The organism is Planctomycetaceae bacterium (assembly GCA_041398825.1).
In the GTDB taxonomy this organism is placed as follows: domain Bacteria; phylum Planctomycetota; class Planctomycetia; order Planctomycetales; family Planctomycetaceae; genus F1-80-MAGs062.
In genome coordinates this window covers 1-16,927 of sequence record JAWKTX010000016.1, presented here as the reverse complement: position 1 = coordinate 16,927, position 16,927 = coordinate 1, and the positions used below count along the sequence as shown (strand labels likewise).

The 16,927-nt window shown below is 54.4% G+C and carries 11 protein-coding genes; 5 read left to right on the top strand and 6 right to left on the bottom strand.

Annotated features, from left to right (window positions below; all coding sequences use genetic code 11):
* The first annotated feature begins 15 nt into the window (after positions 1–15).
* Together R3C20_22680 and R3C20_22675 are read left to right on the top strand one after the other, a co-directional pair.
* Positions 16–654 carry a sigma-70 family RNA polymerase sigma factor gene (locus R3C20_22680; GenBank protein MEZ6043313.1) on the top strand — a complete coding sequence of 213 codons (639 nt, stop codon included), beginning with the start codon at positions 16–18 and terminating at the stop codon, positions 652–654.
* Positions 655–868: 214 nt separating this feature from the next.
* Positions 869–1,771 carry a hypothetical protein gene (locus R3C20_22675; GenBank protein MEZ6043312.1) on the top strand — a complete coding sequence of 301 codons (903 nt, stop codon included), beginning with the start codon at positions 869–871 and terminating at the stop codon, positions 1,769–1,771.
* Between the two features lie 16 nt (positions 1,772–1,787).
* On the opposite strand, the gene R3C20_22670 is transcribed toward R3C20_22675, so the two are convergent.
* The 5 genes from R3C20_22670 to R3C20_22650 all read right to left on the bottom strand — a co-directional run bounded on the left by R3C20_22670 (position 1,788) and on the right by R3C20_22650 (position 8,691).
* Positions 1,788–2,969, bottom strand: a complete 1,182-nt coding sequence (locus tag R3C20_22670) for a tRNA pseudouridine(13) synthase TruD (protein MEZ6043311.1) — start codon at positions 2,967–2,969, stop codon at positions 1,788–1,790.
* The gene (gene truD, locus R3C20_22665; protein MEZ6043310.1) at positions 2,966–4,240 is read right to left on the bottom strand and encodes a tRNA pseudouridine(13) synthase TruD; all 1,275 of its coding nucleotides are present in this window, start codon (positions 4,238–4,240) and stop codon (positions 2,966–2,968) included. Before truD ends, R3C20_22670 begins: the two co-directional genes overlap by 4 nt.
* A 163-nt stretch (positions 4,241–4,403) precedes the next feature.
* Positions 4,404–6,200, bottom strand: a complete 1,797-nt coding sequence (locus R3C20_22660; GenBank protein MEZ6043309.1) for a helix-turn-helix domain-containing protein — start codon at positions 6,198–6,200, stop codon at positions 4,404–4,406.
* Positions 6,201–6,686: 486 nt separating this feature from the next.
* Positions 6,687–8,051, bottom strand: a complete 1,365-nt coding sequence (locus R3C20_22655) for an efflux RND transporter periplasmic adaptor subunit (protein MEZ6043308.1) — start codon at positions 8,049–8,051, stop codon at positions 6,687–6,689.
* 109 nt (positions 8,052–8,160) lie between these two features.
* Complete coding sequence (locus R3C20_22650) at positions 8,161–8,691, bottom strand: DUF456 domain-containing protein (GenBank protein ID MEZ6043307.1); 531 nt, start codon at positions 8,689–8,691, stop codon at positions 8,161–8,163.
* A 485-nt stretch (positions 8,692–9,176) separates the two neighbouring features.
* Here R3C20_22650 and R3C20_22645 point away from each other — a divergent pair, with 485 nt between their 5' ends.
* The 3 genes from R3C20_22645 to R3C20_22635 all read left to right on the top strand — a co-directional run bounded on the left by R3C20_22645 (position 9,177) and on the right by R3C20_22635 (position 15,514).
* Positions 9,177–13,547 (top strand): hypothetical protein, encoded by a 4,371-nt coding sequence (locus R3C20_22645; GenBank protein MEZ6043306.1) that lies wholly within the window; start codon positions 9,177–9,179, stop codon positions 13,545–13,547.
* A 332-nt stretch (positions 13,548–13,879) separates the two neighbouring features.
* Positions 13,880–14,476 (top strand): peptide-methionine (S)-S-oxide reductase MsrA, encoded by a 597-nt coding sequence (msrA, locus tag R3C20_22640; protein MEZ6043305.1) that lies wholly within the window; start codon positions 13,880–13,882, stop codon positions 14,474–14,476.
* 201 nt (positions 14,477–14,677) lie between these two features.
* Positions 14,678–15,514: a hypothetical protein gene (locus tag R3C20_22635; protein MEZ6043304.1), complete on the top strand. Its 837-nt coding sequence runs from the start codon at positions 14,678–14,680 to the stop codon at positions 15,512–15,514.
* Here the strand turns inward: R3C20_22635 and R3C20_22630 are convergent.
* The coding region (locus tag R3C20_22630; GenBank protein ID MEZ6043303.1) for an ATP-binding protein at positions 15,485–16,927 on the bottom strand (1,443 nt) is incomplete at its 5' end. The genes R3C20_22635 and R3C20_22630 overlap by 30 nt on opposite strands.

The following is a 16,927-nucleotide window of genomic DNA, read 5'->3' as shown; positions in this document are numbered from 1 at the left end:
TCGAAAGTACTCCTCATGTGGCCGGAAGGTGAACATACCCTGCAACTCTTGCAGCACGTTCAGGCTGGCGACCTTGATGCTGTGAATCGCCTGATGGACCGGCACCGAGAAGCCGTACGTCGCATGATTCAGATGCGACTGGATCAGGCCGTTTCCCGGCGCGTGGACGCCAGTGACGTCGTTCAGGACGTGCTGATGGAAGCGTCCCAGCGCATGATGGATTACATAAAAAACCCGGTGATGCCCTTTCACCTCTGGCTCAGGCAAATCGCCAAGGACCGCATGATCGACATGCATCGTCGCCATCGGACTGCCCAGCGACGGAGTGTCGACCGGGAACAAAACCTGAGCACTCTGAATACAGATGATGACCGTTCGACTGCAGATCTTGCATCGCTCCTGAAAGACAATGAGCTGACTCCGGCTGCGGCGACGTTGCGAAAGGAAATGGAACAACGGTTTGTTGCCGCGCTCAGCCAACTGGATGACAGCGATCGCGAGCTCATCATCATGCGGCATTTCGAGCATCTTGGTAACAGCGAAGTCGCGCAGGCGCTCGGATTGACGCCTCCGGCCGCGGGAATGCGGTACCTGCGGGCGATTCGTCGACTGCGCGAACTGTTGACCGGCAGTGACGAGTCGCTGAATGCCTGATTAAGCCATCCCGGGCGTGCATCCGCGGCCTGCAGACAGGCGGAAATATCGGAAGATTGAGGTTTTTCGGATATTCTCGCCACGGCTCTCAAAGATAGTCGACGCATAGCAACTTTCTGTCGCCTTTGGCAATCTGCCTGAACGATCTCATTAAGAGTCGTGGTTTGCGCCAGCGTTGGCGGACATTTGAATCAGCGAGCGTGTCCCGAATCGAGTGCCTACGGTTCAGGAATACGGTGCACTGATAAAGCCATCGACCCATTTCGCATCTCTTGACGCGACAATCCATGCAGGAGCTTCCGCTCTTTGGGGACTGACGATGAGCGTAGAAATTCGTAATCCGCAGGGTCTGCCGGTCAGGAAGAATCGGGCCGTCGAATCGTCGTCCGAAGCGACTCTTGAAGCCATTGACACCGCAACTGCCTCACTCCAGTCGGTCATCACGGAATCCGCCGCACCGATTGCAAATCAGAGCAACAGCACTTTTACATTCAAAATCCCACCGTACCGTGAGCTCAAACGCCGTCTGTGGCATATGGCCCCTGGTTTGCTCGCCTTTGGGTTGCACGTCGAATCGCATGCCGACCCGATCACACCCACTTTACGCTGGATTGTTGTCGTTGCATGTGCCGTGATCGCGCTGCGGATATTTCATGGCTTCAGACATATTCAGAGGCAGGGCGAAGGCACCGGAGCCTCTGCTGTGGCGGGATACGCTCTGTCCGTTCTGTTGACCGTCCTTCTCTTTCCGGGCCACCTTGAAATTGGTGTCGCGGTTCTTGCCATCCTTGCGTTCGGTGATGGGTCTGCAACGTTATGTGGCCTGACATTCCGAGGTCCGAGGTTGCCGTGGAATCGTTCAAAATCCTGGTCAGGTCTGATGTCATTCGTCGTTGTTGGCACATTCATGACAACGTGGGTGTATTGGGGAGAAACTCACAACCCCGAGGCCGCCGATCCGCCGATTTCTCTCGGCCTGGCACTTGCGATCGTCGCGCCGGCGGTTCTGCTGGCCGGTGTGGCGGAATCCCTTCGTGTTCGACTCAACGATAATGTGCGTGTGGGATTCGTGGCCGCCGTTGCGATGTCCGTCATGCATTTCAGCTTGCGGTTCTGAAGAAGCAGAAGAACGCTCAGTCATCCTCACCGAGTGATTGATGTCCCTCATTGATTCCCCGCGTGTCTGTGCAGATATGAATGAGCTCCCGAAGCAATGTTGTCGCGTAGACTCCCGACCGCAGTTCAAACTCCAGCCGCACGTGGCCGCCTTCAACCGAGTGAACCTGAACGTTCTCCGGAAATTCGATGGCGATTCTGCGAGTTCCCGGGCAGAACTTCGCTTGCCTGGTAAACATTGACTCCTGAATCCCAAGGCACTCAAGCGCGCGAAGCTCATAGGCCCTTGCCGATGCTTTGGCTGCGAGCATGCGATTGCCAAACATTGGCCCAGCCGGAATCAGTCGTGTCTCATCAGCGGTTACCTGACCTGGTTCGGTAGGCATATCCATGTTAAATTCGAACGGGCGACTTCCCTGTTTTCGAATTACGATGTCGCCAGAGACGGGTGATTCGATTTGTTGATTGAGAATTCTGTCGTGCAAAACAAGATTATAGGCTGCCGACTGCACCGCGCTGACAACGAATCGGCTCATGAATCGTTGTTGATGATAGGGCCATCGCTTTTTCGAAAACTGACCGCGCAGAAAACAAAGGCCGGTCTTGAGTGTTTCTCCATCGAAGCCAAATCTCTGCGTCCCGAATGTTGACGCAAATCCTCGGTTTGAAATGGATGCCAGGGCATTTTGAAGTCGTTCAACGGAGTTCTGCTCGAATGGTTTGTTTTCTGATCGCAGAACGATTGAGAATCGATTGCCCTTTAAATGACCGGTCCGGAGTTTGTTCTGATGAGCTGTCACTGAAAGGATCGTCAGGTCGTCGGACTCAAGTTGCGACAATCGGGGTTCGCAGTTTCGATGAACTGACACAAATTGCCGAGTGACAGCGTGCCGATCCTTCTGACCGGCGATGCCAATGTCCGCGGACCTGATCTGAAGGCGTCGAGCGATGCGTTCGATCAGATCCGGTCCGGACAGCCCGCGTTTTTCGACCCAGAGAAACAAGTGTTCGCCGTCACCACAGGGTTCGTATGCTGGCAATTCTTCCACGATAAAGTCAGACAGCCGGGACTTGATGATCGCCTGATCGATGACCGGCTGATGAATCGTTGCGGGGCTCAGGATGCTCTGCAGAACTTCAGGGGCAATCTGTTTCAGATAGTCCGGCGGCGTGCCTCGCTGCCCAGCTTCGACATTCATGAATTGCGTTCCTGTGCGACGGATGTGAGCTGCTTTACCAAGATGGTTGCATAGCTGCCCGGTGGTAATTCAAATCGCAGCGTCATCCGGAGACGCCCCGGATAAAGCTCATCCTCGGCCAGCGATGCACTGATGTCTTCAGGCATGATCATGACACTCCGGTATGCTCGCGAAAAAAAACAGTCCCGAGGTGACTTCACACGCACATCCTTCAGACACAAACCTTCTTCGTTCAATACTTCGGCCAGGATCCTGCCAACTGCACCATCGGGCTGCGGAATTCTTGCGCTCGGCAGCTGTACTTTCATTGTCGAGAGTTGCTGACGGATCAATTGCCGCGAAGAAAGAGCCGCATCTTCGCAGGCATGGTGTTGCAGAAGGCCGTTCTGCACAGTTTCAGGTGGCGCTGACAGGGGAAAGCATGCAGGGCCGCTCTTGAGTTCGACGTGACATGATGTTATCCCGCTCTCTGAGGTGGATGAAACGATCTGCTCGATCAGTCGCGAAACAACTCGGTTCCAGATGGCTGACTGCCACGCGGAAAGGTAGAGGCCTCGGAGATCCGGCGATATTCTTGCGAACGCTCCCCGGACATCCGCCGGCTTACCGGCTTTCACTTTATCCGACAGAAACGTGATAATGCTTCTTCGGTGTGATTTCGAAAGTGCCTTTTGACAATCGACCCACTGTCCCCAATGATCTCGAAGGATTTGCTTTTGCTGTTTTTCGGTTGACGAATCATCCGGATGCGGATCTGCCAGAGCCAGCCAAAGTGCGCGTTCATAGTCACCTCGACAAAGAGCGGCCGCAATCCATTCTCCTGAGAATCCCAGCGACCCGAATCGCTGGTTGTCGAAGTAATTGGGTAACCCGAATTCCTCGACGGCAGAAAGAGCAGTGACGGCGAAGTCTGCTTCGCGCCGACTGAGGTCCCGCATGACGATGGTGAATCGATTACCGTCAATGCATCTGGAACTGTAGGGGTGTTCGCATTGTCGAAGGTAACTGAGCAGAAATTGTTCGTGTTGCAGGCTGGTGTGGGGACCATCCTGGATAGAAACAAACTGAGAGGTGACGGCGTGTTTATCTTTCAGCCCGCCGTAGGCGATACGGCGTCCGGGAAGTTTCCAGATGCTGCCGATCGCTGCAATGGCCTCTGGTGTTCCAATGGAACGCTTTTGTAGTTCGTAAAGCGCGAAACGTCCTGAAGTTTCCGCGATGGTTGCAACTTCTTCCACCTGGAAGTCTTCAGGCAGGCGTCGGAGTTTCACAGGTCACCAGAATGACAGAACGTCACAATTGGCCAGCGACAATCTCTGGTAGCCTGTGACAATGAAGTGCTTCTGAAACAGATTACAGAAAGAGGAAGCCCGCCTTCCGGCATTCGAAAGACGGGCTTCATTGATTCTACGAATTCTGGTGGTTCATCGAAGGCTATCCGCCAAACAATCCACCAATCATCTCCAGAATCCCTGACTTCGTTTCGCCTGGTGCTGTCCAGAGCCACATGGTTCGAACAAGTTCGACACCCACAATGGCGCTCAGAAGGGTGAGTACGGTATTCAGAGCCAGGGCAGCTTTCAGGCCATTGCCCCAGTCGAACTCAGCTGCTCTGGCAGCCCCCCGCCCCGCGGCTGCCGGAGCGGCAAACCCGGCGCCAACACCGTCTTCGTCCTCGTCGTCGAAGTCGTCGGCGTAGCCTTCGTCTTCCATGGACGCATCGTCGTACTCGTCGGCGAATTCATCTTCGTAGGCGTCATCATCTCCGAATTCTTCATCAGCGAATTCGCCATCCACATCGGCAACCGCCATTGTCTGGCTGTCATCGAAGTCATCATCGAATTTGAGCACACTTGTGCCGCCGACATCGTCTTCGTCATCGTCCAGACCGGCCAGTTCAAACTGACTATCATCGCCAGAAGGAACAGCGAATTCGGTGGTCATTTCGCCGGATTCGCCCATTCCGGGCAGGCTACCATGGATCGCCTGCATTGGCATGGTGCGGGACATATCATCGTCGTCGTCATCCAGGTCCAGTGCGATTCCACTGTCGTCGTCGAAATCCAGAGCAATGCCACTGTCATCAGCGTCCAGAGTGATGCCGCTGTCGTCCAGCATGGCTCCGCTGTCGAAACTCTCCAGCGAGATCCCACTATCGTCAGCGTCCAGACTGATGCCGCTGTCCAGTTCGAGTGAGATTCCGCTGTCGTCGGCCGACAGATTCATTCCCGTATCAGCAGACTCCAGCGAAATGCCGCTGTCGTCATCAAATTGAACGGCCGAACCTGCGTCCAGCAATTTCAGATCGCTGTCGTCAGGCAGCGGATTAAAGTCGCCATCGGTTTTTCCGAGCGGATCATCAATCAACCGAATGTCACTATCGGTGCGTTCAAGCCCCCCGATTTTGACATCACTGTCGCTGTCTTCTTCCGAGAGCAGGCCGTCGGCACCTGACAGCATGACGTCGCTGTCGCTGTCGTCGAAGTAAGAGATGCCGCTGTCATCGTCGTCGTCGCCAGATTCATCTGCCAGACGAACGTCGCTGTCGGAATTGTCCAACGACAATCCGGCCAGGTCAATATCTGCGTCGGTGCGCGCGCCGGTCAGCTTCACATCACTGTCCGAATCATCGAACATTGAGATGCCGCTGTCGTCGTCTTCGTCTCCGGAATCGTCTGCCATACGTACGTCGCTGTCTGAGTCTTTCATTTGGACAGTCGCTCCAAGATCCTCGGCGTCAATTTCGCCTTCGGTGGCGGCCCCGACAAGCTTTACGTCACTGTCTGAGTCAGACAGTTTCACTTCGCTGTCCCACCCTGAAAGATCGATCGAATCGTCGGTGGGACTGGATTCTGATTCGAGTTTTGGACCAGAATCGCCCGAGAGACGCACGTCACTGTCCGAATCATCCAGCGAAATGGCATCGTCGTCGTCATTTGAGAACATGGACTCATCGAATGTCAGACGCACGTCGCTGTCAGATGCCGAAAAGTCGACCTCATCGTCATCATCCAGCACCGAGCCTGTATCAGCGGAGAGGATTGGGAAATCGGGTGAAGAATCGACTTGCTGACTGCGCAGAAATTCCTCGACGTCTTCTTCGCGGAATTTCACATCGCCTCGATCGGCAAACCCTTTGATGCTGCCGTCATCCCGCAGTTTCAGCATTTCATCCTTTGAAACCCCCAACATGTCGGCGGCTTCATCAAGGCTCAGATATTTCTTGCCCATTGTTTACCCAACTCCCCAGGAAACTGCTGAATTGACTCACTTCATGACCCCATTCTGACTGCTGATCGCCCAGCGGCGATTCAGCCCCGAGAGGCCTTACTGCAAAAATGTTCAGCAAACTGCGCAGAGTGCCAGTTTCCCGCAATTCTAAAACTCGCAAGAGTCGATGCAAGTTCTTTGTTTCATAGAGACATTCGTTGCCCCAATTGTCTCGCTCATCCGTCGGATTCGTCGGGCTTTGCACTGATGCTTGAGTGAATCGAACTGCAGTAACGGGCATTCGCCACGGAAAATTCCACATTGCTGTTGCATTCCGGGCAATCGACCTCCTGGGAATCTCCCCAGCCGCGAATCCCGCCCTTTTGTGGGCGTGGTGTTTGTTCACCATTAATTTCGTTTCGGGCGGGAGCATCGTCCCCGCATTGGGGCGTCGACCATCAGAAATGCCGGTCTGCCTCGGAGTGTCCAATTGGATTCGTCAGGCAATTAGTCCGGCATTTGGATCACGGGGACACGAATCCGTTGGATTTCGTCCATGGGTGAGATCGTCTGTTGAGGCAAAATACCAGTACCGCTCTGAATGACATCCAGATTCGTCATGACTACTCGATCACCCGCCTTCAGTCCCTCGTGAACAACCACGAGCGACTGCAATCGACGTCCGGTTTTCAGGTGTTTCTTTTCTGCATGCCCAATGCCCTTGTCGCTACTGTTGTTCACGACAAAAACCGTATCTTCGACGATGGATTCTCTCGGAATGATCAGCGCATTGTCGAACCGAGGACCGTTGATTCGAGCAAACACAAATGTTCCCGGCAGGAGTGGGGTGTCCTGATCCGAATTGATAACTTCAATGAAGACCTCGATGGTACGTGAAGAAGCATCGGCTGTCGGTGAAACTCGCACGACATACCCTTTCCATCTGGCAGGGGCTGTTTCATTTTCTGCAAGCCATGCTTCCGGGGGATGGCCACTTTCGACTGCATCCTGAATGAGTAAGTAATCCTCTAGACCCAGGCTCACCGGGATTTCAATCCGTGATGAATCGACAATGCGAACAAGTGGTTCGCCGTTACGAACATACTGCCCCTGTTCGACCATGACTTCCGACAGAACGCCGCTGAACGGCGGCACCACTTCCGTGCGCAGCAGATCGTTGTTGGCTCTCTTCAGATCTGCTTCAGCGGCTGTCAACCGTTGCCGGGCGGCTTCCAGTTGATGGGGGTGCAAAGAGATCTGGTTTTCCAGCTGGACGATTGTGTCCTGGTATCGTCGTAGTTCGAGCAGTGATCGCGTCAGGTCTGTTGCCAGGCCCGCACCGCGATCCCGGAGAGTTTTCACGCGGTCGTAGTCATCCTGCAGGGTTTGCAGATCCTGCCTGGCCAGAGCCAACTGTCGTTCCGCATTCATTTTCTGCTGCGACAGTTGCTCGATCTCCGTTTGGATGCCCGCAATGCTTGCTTTGGTTTGCTCCACCCGCTGCTGGAAATCACGCTGATCTATTTTCAGCAGGAGATCTCCGGAAATGGGTTGATTTGTTCCGCCGTCCGCGCCGATGGCCGCCCCGGCCGATACGGCCTGACCGACTTTCAGTGATGGATGAATCTCGACCACTTCTCCGCTGACCTGAGCGGCAACAACAACTTCACGGTCGGCCACGGACGTCCCGAACGCCGTTAACAACTCCGTGAATGTCACTGGCTGGACCTCGAACGCATCCACATTGTAAACCGTTTCTGTGATTTCACGCTGCTGAACTTCCGGTCGCCCCGATGCCATGGTCTTGAAGAAGTGCATGGCAGAAAACAGCAGAACGAGGATCAATACGAAAGACGTTATCACTCGGAACACAGTCGCCTCAATTCTGACACGAACCCGCGCAAGCGGATAAAAGTCTGGTCACCCGGAAATCAAAACTCCCGGAAAGGATAATGTGCAAATGTCGCATCCGAAACAGCGTTCAGACCCATAAGCAAATTGTCGTATAAACAAAAATTGCCACTCCGATGGAAAGTTTGGCCAGCATGCCCATCATGCGGCCCGTCATGGCCGCGGCTCCGACTTCATTGCGTTTCCGGTTGTCGGAACCAATCCAGGCTTCACCCAGCCAGGCACCGACGAATGCTCCCCCGGCTGCTCCTCCAACCGCACCGATTGCACTTCCGATCACTGGGATGGGAATCAGGAACGCACCGCCAACACTCCCTGCGATCGATAGTGAAAACGAAAGCAGCATGGCACGACGACTCGCCCCTTTTTTTGCCGCCCTGGCCGAACCCGTCACGGTTTCAAGGATTTCACCAGCCACCGCCATGATGGCGATGACCCCAACGGCTCCCCACCCTGGTCCGTGTTCAAAGGGCATTACTGCAACAAAAATAGATAATCCAATGACCATTGCCCAATTGCCCGGCAATGCAAGCAGATTTGCCGTGACACACAGGCCGTTCAGAAAAATCAGTGTTCCGGCGGCGATCCAATACCAAATCATTCCGAATATTGCCCGTTTGTGTAAACTCATCATGAAGGCACAAGAACGCCTGACTCAGTTTCAGCAGCCTCTCACCGCATTCGCATTCGATCAAACACTGCACCGCAATTCGCAGGCCAGAAGAAACCCCTGGCTGCAAAGTTCTGTGACAAATTGAGATTAGGCCATCGTCTGAGAATCCGGGATTGTATCTGCCCGGAATGCCTCTCGGAAATGATCCCTCCGGCCGACTACTGGGACGTTCTGCCGTTCTGCATTCGCGCAACTCGTCCCCTGGTATCTGGCCGTTTGATACTTGATTGGCCGGCCCGGTCATGGAATCAGAGGCGGGCACTGCTGGGGAAGCAATGAATACCGGGAGGTCATTTCCAATGACAAAGGTTTGTTCAGCACGTACAATTCCGCGTTATCGTGTGACGGAGGTCAGGCTGTGGACGGCAGCTGATTCCGGGGGCATTCGATTCAGAACCTGACAGAGACTGTTTATGTCGACGAGCACCCTTTCAAGCAAGAATGCTGACCTCAGTCGACCGGCTTCATCTTTGGATGGTGAATCGCCTCTGCCCGAATTTGACGGACTCCTGCGCGCATGTCGCAGTCGAATATTGTTGCATCATTTTTTTCGGGGTGTCTTCGATTTCATTTTGACCCTGTGTTTGTGCCTTCTGGTGGCTGGCCTCGTCGATTTTGTCCTTCCCCTGCCTTCAATTGCCCGGTTTCTGATGTTGCTAGGCACGATTGTGGTCACGGTGTTTGTGGCATGGACTCGATGGTTCAGACCGATGATTGTTTCGGTGTCGTCGCAGGAACTGGCGGCGGCAGTCGATATGGCCTTTCCTGAACTGCATGAAGGCGTCGCAACGCTCATTTCGGTCAACTCACCCGATGCATCAAAGTCGGAAACAGGATCCGCTTTGATGTGTGATCATCTTCGTCGGCAGTTGCGGGGCCAGATTTCAGGGTTGTCTGCATCTACTGTGGTCCGTGGTAACAAAACCCTGCAACACTGTGCTTTGATCTTCGTGGCGGTGCTGATCGCTGCGTTGCCTGCAATGCTCTGGCCTGCAACAAGTTTGCTGCTGATGCAGAGACTCTGGACTCCGTTCGCCAATCTCGATGCAGCGACAAATCTTTATTTTGAAATTCCGGATGCCAATCGTACCGTTCCGATAGGATCAGATGTCACGTTCGCAGCGATTCCCAAATGGCGTCATGGTGACCAGACAGCGCTTCCGGAGAACGTTCGCGTAGAGCTCCGCACACAGCAGGAACAAACGGACTGGTTGCTGATGAAGTTTGATGAAGTTCGAGGGGAATTCTCTGCGATCCTGCCCGCGGCGCAGCAGACACTGTTTTACCGCATCACGAGTGGTCGAACGAAGACGTCCTGGTTTGAACTGAAGGTCGTCGATCCACCGACCATCACAGCGATTGAATTGATATCAACGCCTCCCGCCTATACCGGCCGGCCGGTGGAACGTATCGAGGGTGTTGTTGGCAGCGTGGTTGTCTTCGAACGCAGTCAGGTAGAGCTTCGCGTTCAGTTCACAAAACCCGTGATTCAGGCGCGACTTGTCTGGAAAACCTGGAAGCCGATTTCTTCCGAGATTGCAGTCGATGAGTTCATGGAAGACGCCATGCCTCTGGAAGATATGTCTCCCGATGTCTCACCCGAACAAATTGCCGCAGAACTGACCGTGGCGACTGCTTCCAATCAACATCAGGAACCACCTGTCGAAGGATCACTGTCACTGGACGGAACTGAGGCGGTCTTCCATTTTAATGCTGTTGGTGGAGGACGTTTTGAGCTCGATATTCGGGATGCCGACAGTCTGTCGCTGCCGGAAGAGCCGGAACGCGTACTGACGGTCCTTGAGGATGTTGCTCCGACATTGCGAGTCACTGGCTTGCAGGATGAAACCGATGTACGTCCGGACGATGTTGCTCCGCTTGATTGCAATGTGACGGACGATTTCTGCGTGTCAACTTTGGAGTTCCTGCTTCAGAAGAATGAGGAAACTGTTCGGGTATTGCCTGCGGAAGGCTTTCAGTCCGGCTTGCCTCAGGTCCTGCACCGGTTTCGACTTCCACTCGCAGAATATGATCTCCACTCCGGAGACATGATTTCCATTCGAGTTCGGACGACTGACAATCGACCCGTCCCTGAACCGCATCTTGTGATCAGGGGCCCCTGGATCCTGCGGATTCGTGACGATGCCGATCCACTGGCAAAAAAGGCACTTACGGAAGAAAACGAGGCAATTCTGGATGAGCTGACCGAACTGGCTAACCAACTGACGGCCGATATTGAGACCGGCAATCAGTTGCGAAACGATCTCTGGAAGCAGTGGGACAAGACTACTCGGGATGGAATTCGATCTCTAAGCGAGAAGGAGCAGCTACAGGGGCGTCGACTTCAGGAGATTGCTGCGGAGATTGCGACACATCCACTCCTCCACGATATTGCGGAAGAGTTGGCGGAGATTGGCGGTGCCGTTCGATTCGACATACCAAATTCACTGAACGATGCCATACCGAAACAACGTGATGAAGCTGCCAAATCCCTCCAGGACGGTATCAATGGCATTCATGCGGCACGTGATCGACTCAAACGGGTCATTCAGCAGTATCAGGAACGAGCAAAAATTGAACAGGACCTGACGGAACTTAATCGGCTTGCCCTGGAAGCTGAAGAGCTTGCGAGACAATCGCAGGAGCTGAAGCAGGACCGAGAAGGAAATCAGCCGGAGCCGGGGCAGACACAGGATGAATTCGAAAAAGAACTAAAGGACCGTGAAGAGCACATTCAGCAAGAGCAGAAACAGTTGGCGAGCGATCTCGAAGACCTGTTGAAGCGACGGGATGAATTGCTTCAGGCTGCTCGTCGATCGCAACTTGAGAAGCTGGAACAAATCGGCAAGAAGGCTGCGCAGCTTGCAGAGGATCAGCAACAGGTCGCTGACGGGGTGGCGGAAGAGTCACGCGATGCAGCTCGTGATGCCTCGAACCTTGCTGACCGGCTTCAGCAGATGCGTAACGAAGCACAACAAATCCAGCAGCAACTTCAGGAGCTTCAGCAGGCCGCCGCAGGGCCGCTCGATCCACAAACGGATGAAGCAACTGCAAAGGCGAGTTCATCTTCGATTGATGACGCGATCCGCGCGCTCAGGCAGGGTGATCTGCAGGATGCTCAGCAGGACCTTGAAAAGCTTGAAGAGCAACTGAGGCAATCCGCCAGCCAGCTTGCCTCAAACGCCGACCGGGCCGATTCCCCTCGCTCCGAAGAAGCGGATGCCGCGCCAGACACCGGCAGCAGTGAACAGGAAAAGGCATCAGAAGAAGCCAGAAGAATTGCAAAGCAGTTGTCTGACGTTCGGCAGCAGATTGAACAATTGAAAGAATCCCGTGGGTTGAGTCAGCAGAATCCAAACGAGGACGGTGCTCAGAAAACATCGCGAAATGACGATCAGAATAATCAGGCTCGAACCAGTGGGTCGCTTGAGGAAAGAGCTCCGGGAAGCTCGCAAGCATCGGTCGAAGAAGATCTGATTCAGAGGTTGCGGCAATTGGTCGATGCATCGGCTGAAATCGCAGAAGATGTTCAGCAGAGTGCTTCGCCCCCTGACGCGAAAACGGCCGCTCAGGCCGCTGCTGATAAAGCGAGACAGTCGATTAGCGAAGCAGACGCTGGTCAGTTTTCGAAAGCTGCCGGATCAATGCGTGAGTCGGCCGATCAGGCTCGTCAGGTCGTTTCGCAAATTGAAGATGGTGGGCTGCCCGATCAGCAAAGTCAGCTCACTGGAATCGCTGCAGAGTTGAATCAACTGGCAGATGTCTTCGATCGACTTCAGCAGGACAATGCTGCCCAGCTCGGTGCGCAGCAATCCTCGCAGCAAAGACTGACAAACGAAACGCAGTCGTTGCCTGCGCAGCTGGATGAACTGGCGGAACGGCTGAATCTTGAAGCTTTGGGGACGCAGCAACAGGGGCGTCAGGCAGGGGAAGCGGCGCGAGCGGCTGCTGAAGCGGCGGACTCCACAAATCAGGCTTCAGAGCAGCTCCGACAATCTCAACTTCAGCAGGCCTCCCAATCGGGGCATGAGGCGGCGGGGCAACTCAATCGGGCAGCGCAGCTGGCTCAACAGGGTAGTCAGCGACCGCAGGATTCAAATCCGGTTATCCCGTCCGAAGTTGGTGATAGCGTTACGGATGCTCTGAACAATTTGAAGCAAGCCGAACGGCCAGGTCAGGGAAATCAATCCAGTCCAGCAGGCGATCAGTCCAGTCCGAATCCTGCTTCCGGCACCGAAGCCAGCGATGAGCCATCAGCTCAACAGGGCCAGCCCGGACAGGAGCAATCTCAGGCGGGTGAGGGACAGCAATCACCAGGAGATGCGGCCCAGCAAAGCTCCGGACAGCAGCCCGGATCTCAGGGAACGCAGGGGGCCGATGCTGCATCAACCTCAGATTCCGGTGCCCAGCAGGAAAACCAGGCAGGCTCCAACGGTGCTGATGCCAACGGTATGACGCATTCCACGGACAATTTGTCAAAGGCAGCTGAGGCATTACAGAATGCTGCCAAAGGTGTTTTGCCCGCGGACATGACTCCCGGGCAAATGCAGGAGTCCCCGGGGGCATCCGGCAAGGCAAAAGCAGGGACAGGAAACGATCAATTGTTCGACGGACGAACTCCCGGTAGGACGGCTGGCAGGGGCAGAGGGTGGTTTAATCCGGAATTAAATGATGATTTAGAAGACGGTCTTTCGGAACAGGGGCGAGAAGTCATTGATAGTGAATATGCGGAGCTCATTCGAAACTACCGCCGCAAATTGGCGCAGGACCGCGGTAAGAAGTAATCGTCGGAGTTCCTTGTTACGCCCCGCCCCTCCTTTCAACGGACTGCCTGGATTCGCTGAAATTCAGTCATGTTTGGGCCCAGTTTGGACGCGGATTTCGGGGGGCTCTCAATCACGCAGGGATTCCCCATTTGCGTGAAACCTTCATCAGTCCTCGAAGAATATTCGTTACATCACCCGAAGGTTCAGCGGTTTCTGAATCTCAAACGTTGGCAAGTTGTGTCGAATTCGTCAGACTGCATGTCGTTGTCAGATTCGTAGAGTAATTCGTCAGGAAATAACTTTTGGTGATGCCAAAATCCAGGACCGGATTGGCGAAAGGAATGGACCCAATGACCATCTCAGACAATGCAACACCTGAAGCTGATGGCGACGCACCAGAAAAGTCTGGAAAGCTCGCAAAGGCGACGTTCGCCGCAGGCTGCTTCTGGTGTACGGAAGCCGTTTTCCTGCGGCTGAAAGGCGTCGTCGCCGTGAAGTCGGGTTATGCTGGTGGATCGATTCCCAACCCGACCTATAAGCAGGTTTGCACGGGATTAACCGGCCACGCCGAATGTATACAAATTGACTACGACCCAACTGTCATCACGTTCGAACAGATGCTGGACGTCTTCTTCCATACCCATGATCCAACGACCCTGAACCGACAGGGAGGCGATGTTGGTACGCAGTATCGTTCGGCTGTTTTTTACCACGACGAAAAACAGAAAACGATTACCGAAAAGGTCATTGCAGAGTTGAACAAGTCGGACGACTTCGACGCTCCGATTGTGACAACTCTCGAAGAGCTAACGAAGTTCTATGCTGCTGAGGATTATCATCAGGACTACTTCAAGCTGAATCCCCGTCAGCCATATTGTCAGTTTGTGGTTGGCCCGAAAGTTGAAAAGTTCCAGAAGCGATATAAGGAGTTGCTGAAGAAGGATTAGAGTGATTTGAATCCGTGATTATCACGTATCAGCGTCGCTTATCCGGAATTCAGGAGCGTCAGGGTTCGCAGTCTTCAAGGGGAGCCTGATTGCCCGGTTGTTTTGCCGTCTGCAGTTTAGGAATTGCCCGAGCCAAACATGCGCAAATTGTCGCCGTGACATTGCAATTTCGTTGTTCCTCATGCAACCTGTGGCCTCACCGTGAACCACACCTCTTCTGAGTTGGCAGTGGAATCCGCAGACGCATGCGATTCGCATTGTAGTCGGCAGCCGGTGATTCTTCTGGGGGCCAGCAATCTCACAATCGGCTGGAAGCCACTGTTGCGAGCACTGACCTCACGTGTGGACCGGGCCGTGGACGTATTTGCGTCGCTTGGAATGGGACGATCCTACGTCGATTGGAGCGCTTTCGGGTTTCGAAGGCTGCCGGGGATTTCAAAGTGCGGTATCTGGCACTCGCTCCGGCAGCAATATCCTCAACCCGAGTATCCTCCGCTGGTACTGTTCACCGACGTCGGTAATGACCTGGTATACGGCCGCAGCCCGGACAACGTGATGACTTCCATTCGTGATTGCATCGAACAATTGATGGACTGGAATCCGGATTGTCATCTGGTCTTTACCGGCTTGCCCCTGCATTCCGTCAACAATCTCTCCCGGATCCGCTTCTCAGTCGCTCGCGCGATTTTGTTTCCGGGTTCAGGATTGCAACTGCGCGATGTCCAGCGGAACGCAAATCTGCTGGATGAGCTGGTTCAGAATGAGGCACGCCAATGGAAGGCTTCGTTTGTTCAGCCGGAGCCGAATTGGTACGGCCTCGACCCCATCCATGTTCGTCGCAGGTATCGCGAGGAAGCGTTTCGGCGATTTTTCGACCATTGGCCTCAGCAAGGCGGACAGTTGAAAGGTGGGACTGAAAGCTTCACATCGACAATGCCAGCATTGCCAGTAGCCGAAGTCAGAGAATTGTGGGGAAGAATCCGTTCCGTCCCTCAGCCGTGTTTTGATTCACCCCGTCTGCGTGTGTTCGGCTTCTGAAGGCCCGTGTGTGTTTTCTGACGCTCCCGTTTCTCTCAACGGCAACTGAACGACAAACGTGGCACCCTGACCGACTCGCGATTGACATTCAATCGTTCCACCATGCGCCTCGACAATGGATTTGCAAATGGCCAGGCCGAGTCCGCTTCCACCATGCCTGCGCGACCGAGCGACGTCGGCTCGGTAAAAACGATCAAACAGGTGCGCCTGATGTTCTGCCGGAATACCGGGGCCGTGATCTGTCACAGTGAGTGTGGCGTGGGGCGGGGCAGAAAGGACTTCAATATGAATCTGGCCACCGTGTGGGGTGTGCTGAATTGAATTATCCACAAGATTGAATGGCACACGCGCCAGGAAGGATGCGTCTCCCCGAACGAAAACCGGCTCTTCAGGGGTCGCGCATTCCAGAGAGATATCCAATTGTCGGGCCTTCTCCTGAAGTTGAACACAGACGTCCTCTGCAATGATTCGCAGATCCACCGTTTGTTGTGCCAGGTCCAATCGTTCTGCATCGGCCCTGGCGAGCAGGAGCAGACCGTCCACCATTGACTGCAGTCGGTGTGTCGAGGCAATGCATGTCTGAAGAGTCTGCCGATAATCTTCGGCGGAACGAGGCCTGGAGAGCGTTAGTTCAATTTGTGACTGAATCACGGCCAGAGGCGTACGCAACTCGTGTGAAGCGTCGGCCGTGAACTGCGTCAATCGCTCGAATGATTTCTGCAATCGCTCAAATGCCTGATTCAGAACACCCCCAAGTGGCATGAGTTCTGCATCCAGTCTCGCAACGTCAATCCGCATCGCCAGGCGATTGGCCGAAATCCCGGAAGCTGTCGCTGCCATTTCAGCAATGGGCTGGACAATGCGCCCCGATATCCACCAGCCGCCAAACAAACCAACGACCAAGAGTGTTAGCCCGATGGCGCCCATCTGAAATCCGAATTCACGCACTCGGGCAAATTCAGCCTCAGTAGAGCGGATTGTCGCAATCGTTGTGTTGTTCGGCCCTCGGCGGACCGCCTGGACATAATTCCTTTCGAACACAACTTCGCTCGCGACGCCACGATTCAGAGGTGGAGCCTGTTTTGTGAGCCTGGGGGTGAGTAAGTCTCCGTCGCATACCAGAATTTGCCCCCTGCTATTCCAGACTACAAATTCCACGTAGGCATCCTGGTTCATCTGGCCACCGGGATGTGGCTGCAGGTGAGGTCTCCTCTGGATGTTGTCGTCAGGGGAACTGTTCATCGCAGAATCGCTACGATTCTCGGTCGGAGGTTCATCAACCGGTCTCTGGCCTCTGGGCATTGGCCCCATCGGTCGGTCCATTCTCAAGTGTTCAGGCAACAGTGGGCCCGGGTTGATATCGCGACGAGGACCGGAATCACGGTTTGCGGAATCACGTTCGCTAAGGCCTCG

What these genes read in the sequence shown, in the direction of transcription:
- R3C20_22680 (MEZ6043313.1), top strand. Translation starts at nt 16, where the DNA reads ATGTGGCCGGAAGGTGAACATACCCTGCAACTCTTGCAGCACGTTCAG.
- R3C20_22670 (MEZ6043311.1), bottom strand. Translation starts at nt 2,969, where the DNA reads ATGAATGTCGAAGCTGGGCAGCGAGGCACGCCGCCGGACTATCTGAAA.
- R3C20_22660 (MEZ6043309.1), bottom strand. Translation starts at nt 6,200, where the DNA reads ATGGGCAAGAAATATCTGAGCCTTGATGAAGCCGCCGACATGTTGGGG.
- R3C20_22650 (MEZ6043307.1), bottom strand. Translation starts at nt 8,691, where the DNA reads ATGATTTGGTATTGGATCGCCGCCGGAACACTGATTTTTCTGAACGGC.
- R3C20_22645 (MEZ6043306.1), top strand. Translation starts at nt 9,177, where the DNA reads ATGTCGACGAGCACCCTTTCAAGCAAGAATGCTGACCTCAGTCGACCG.
- msrA (MEZ6043305.1), top strand. Translation starts at nt 13,880, where the DNA reads ATGACCATCTCAGACAATGCAACACCTGAAGCTGATGGCGACGCACCA.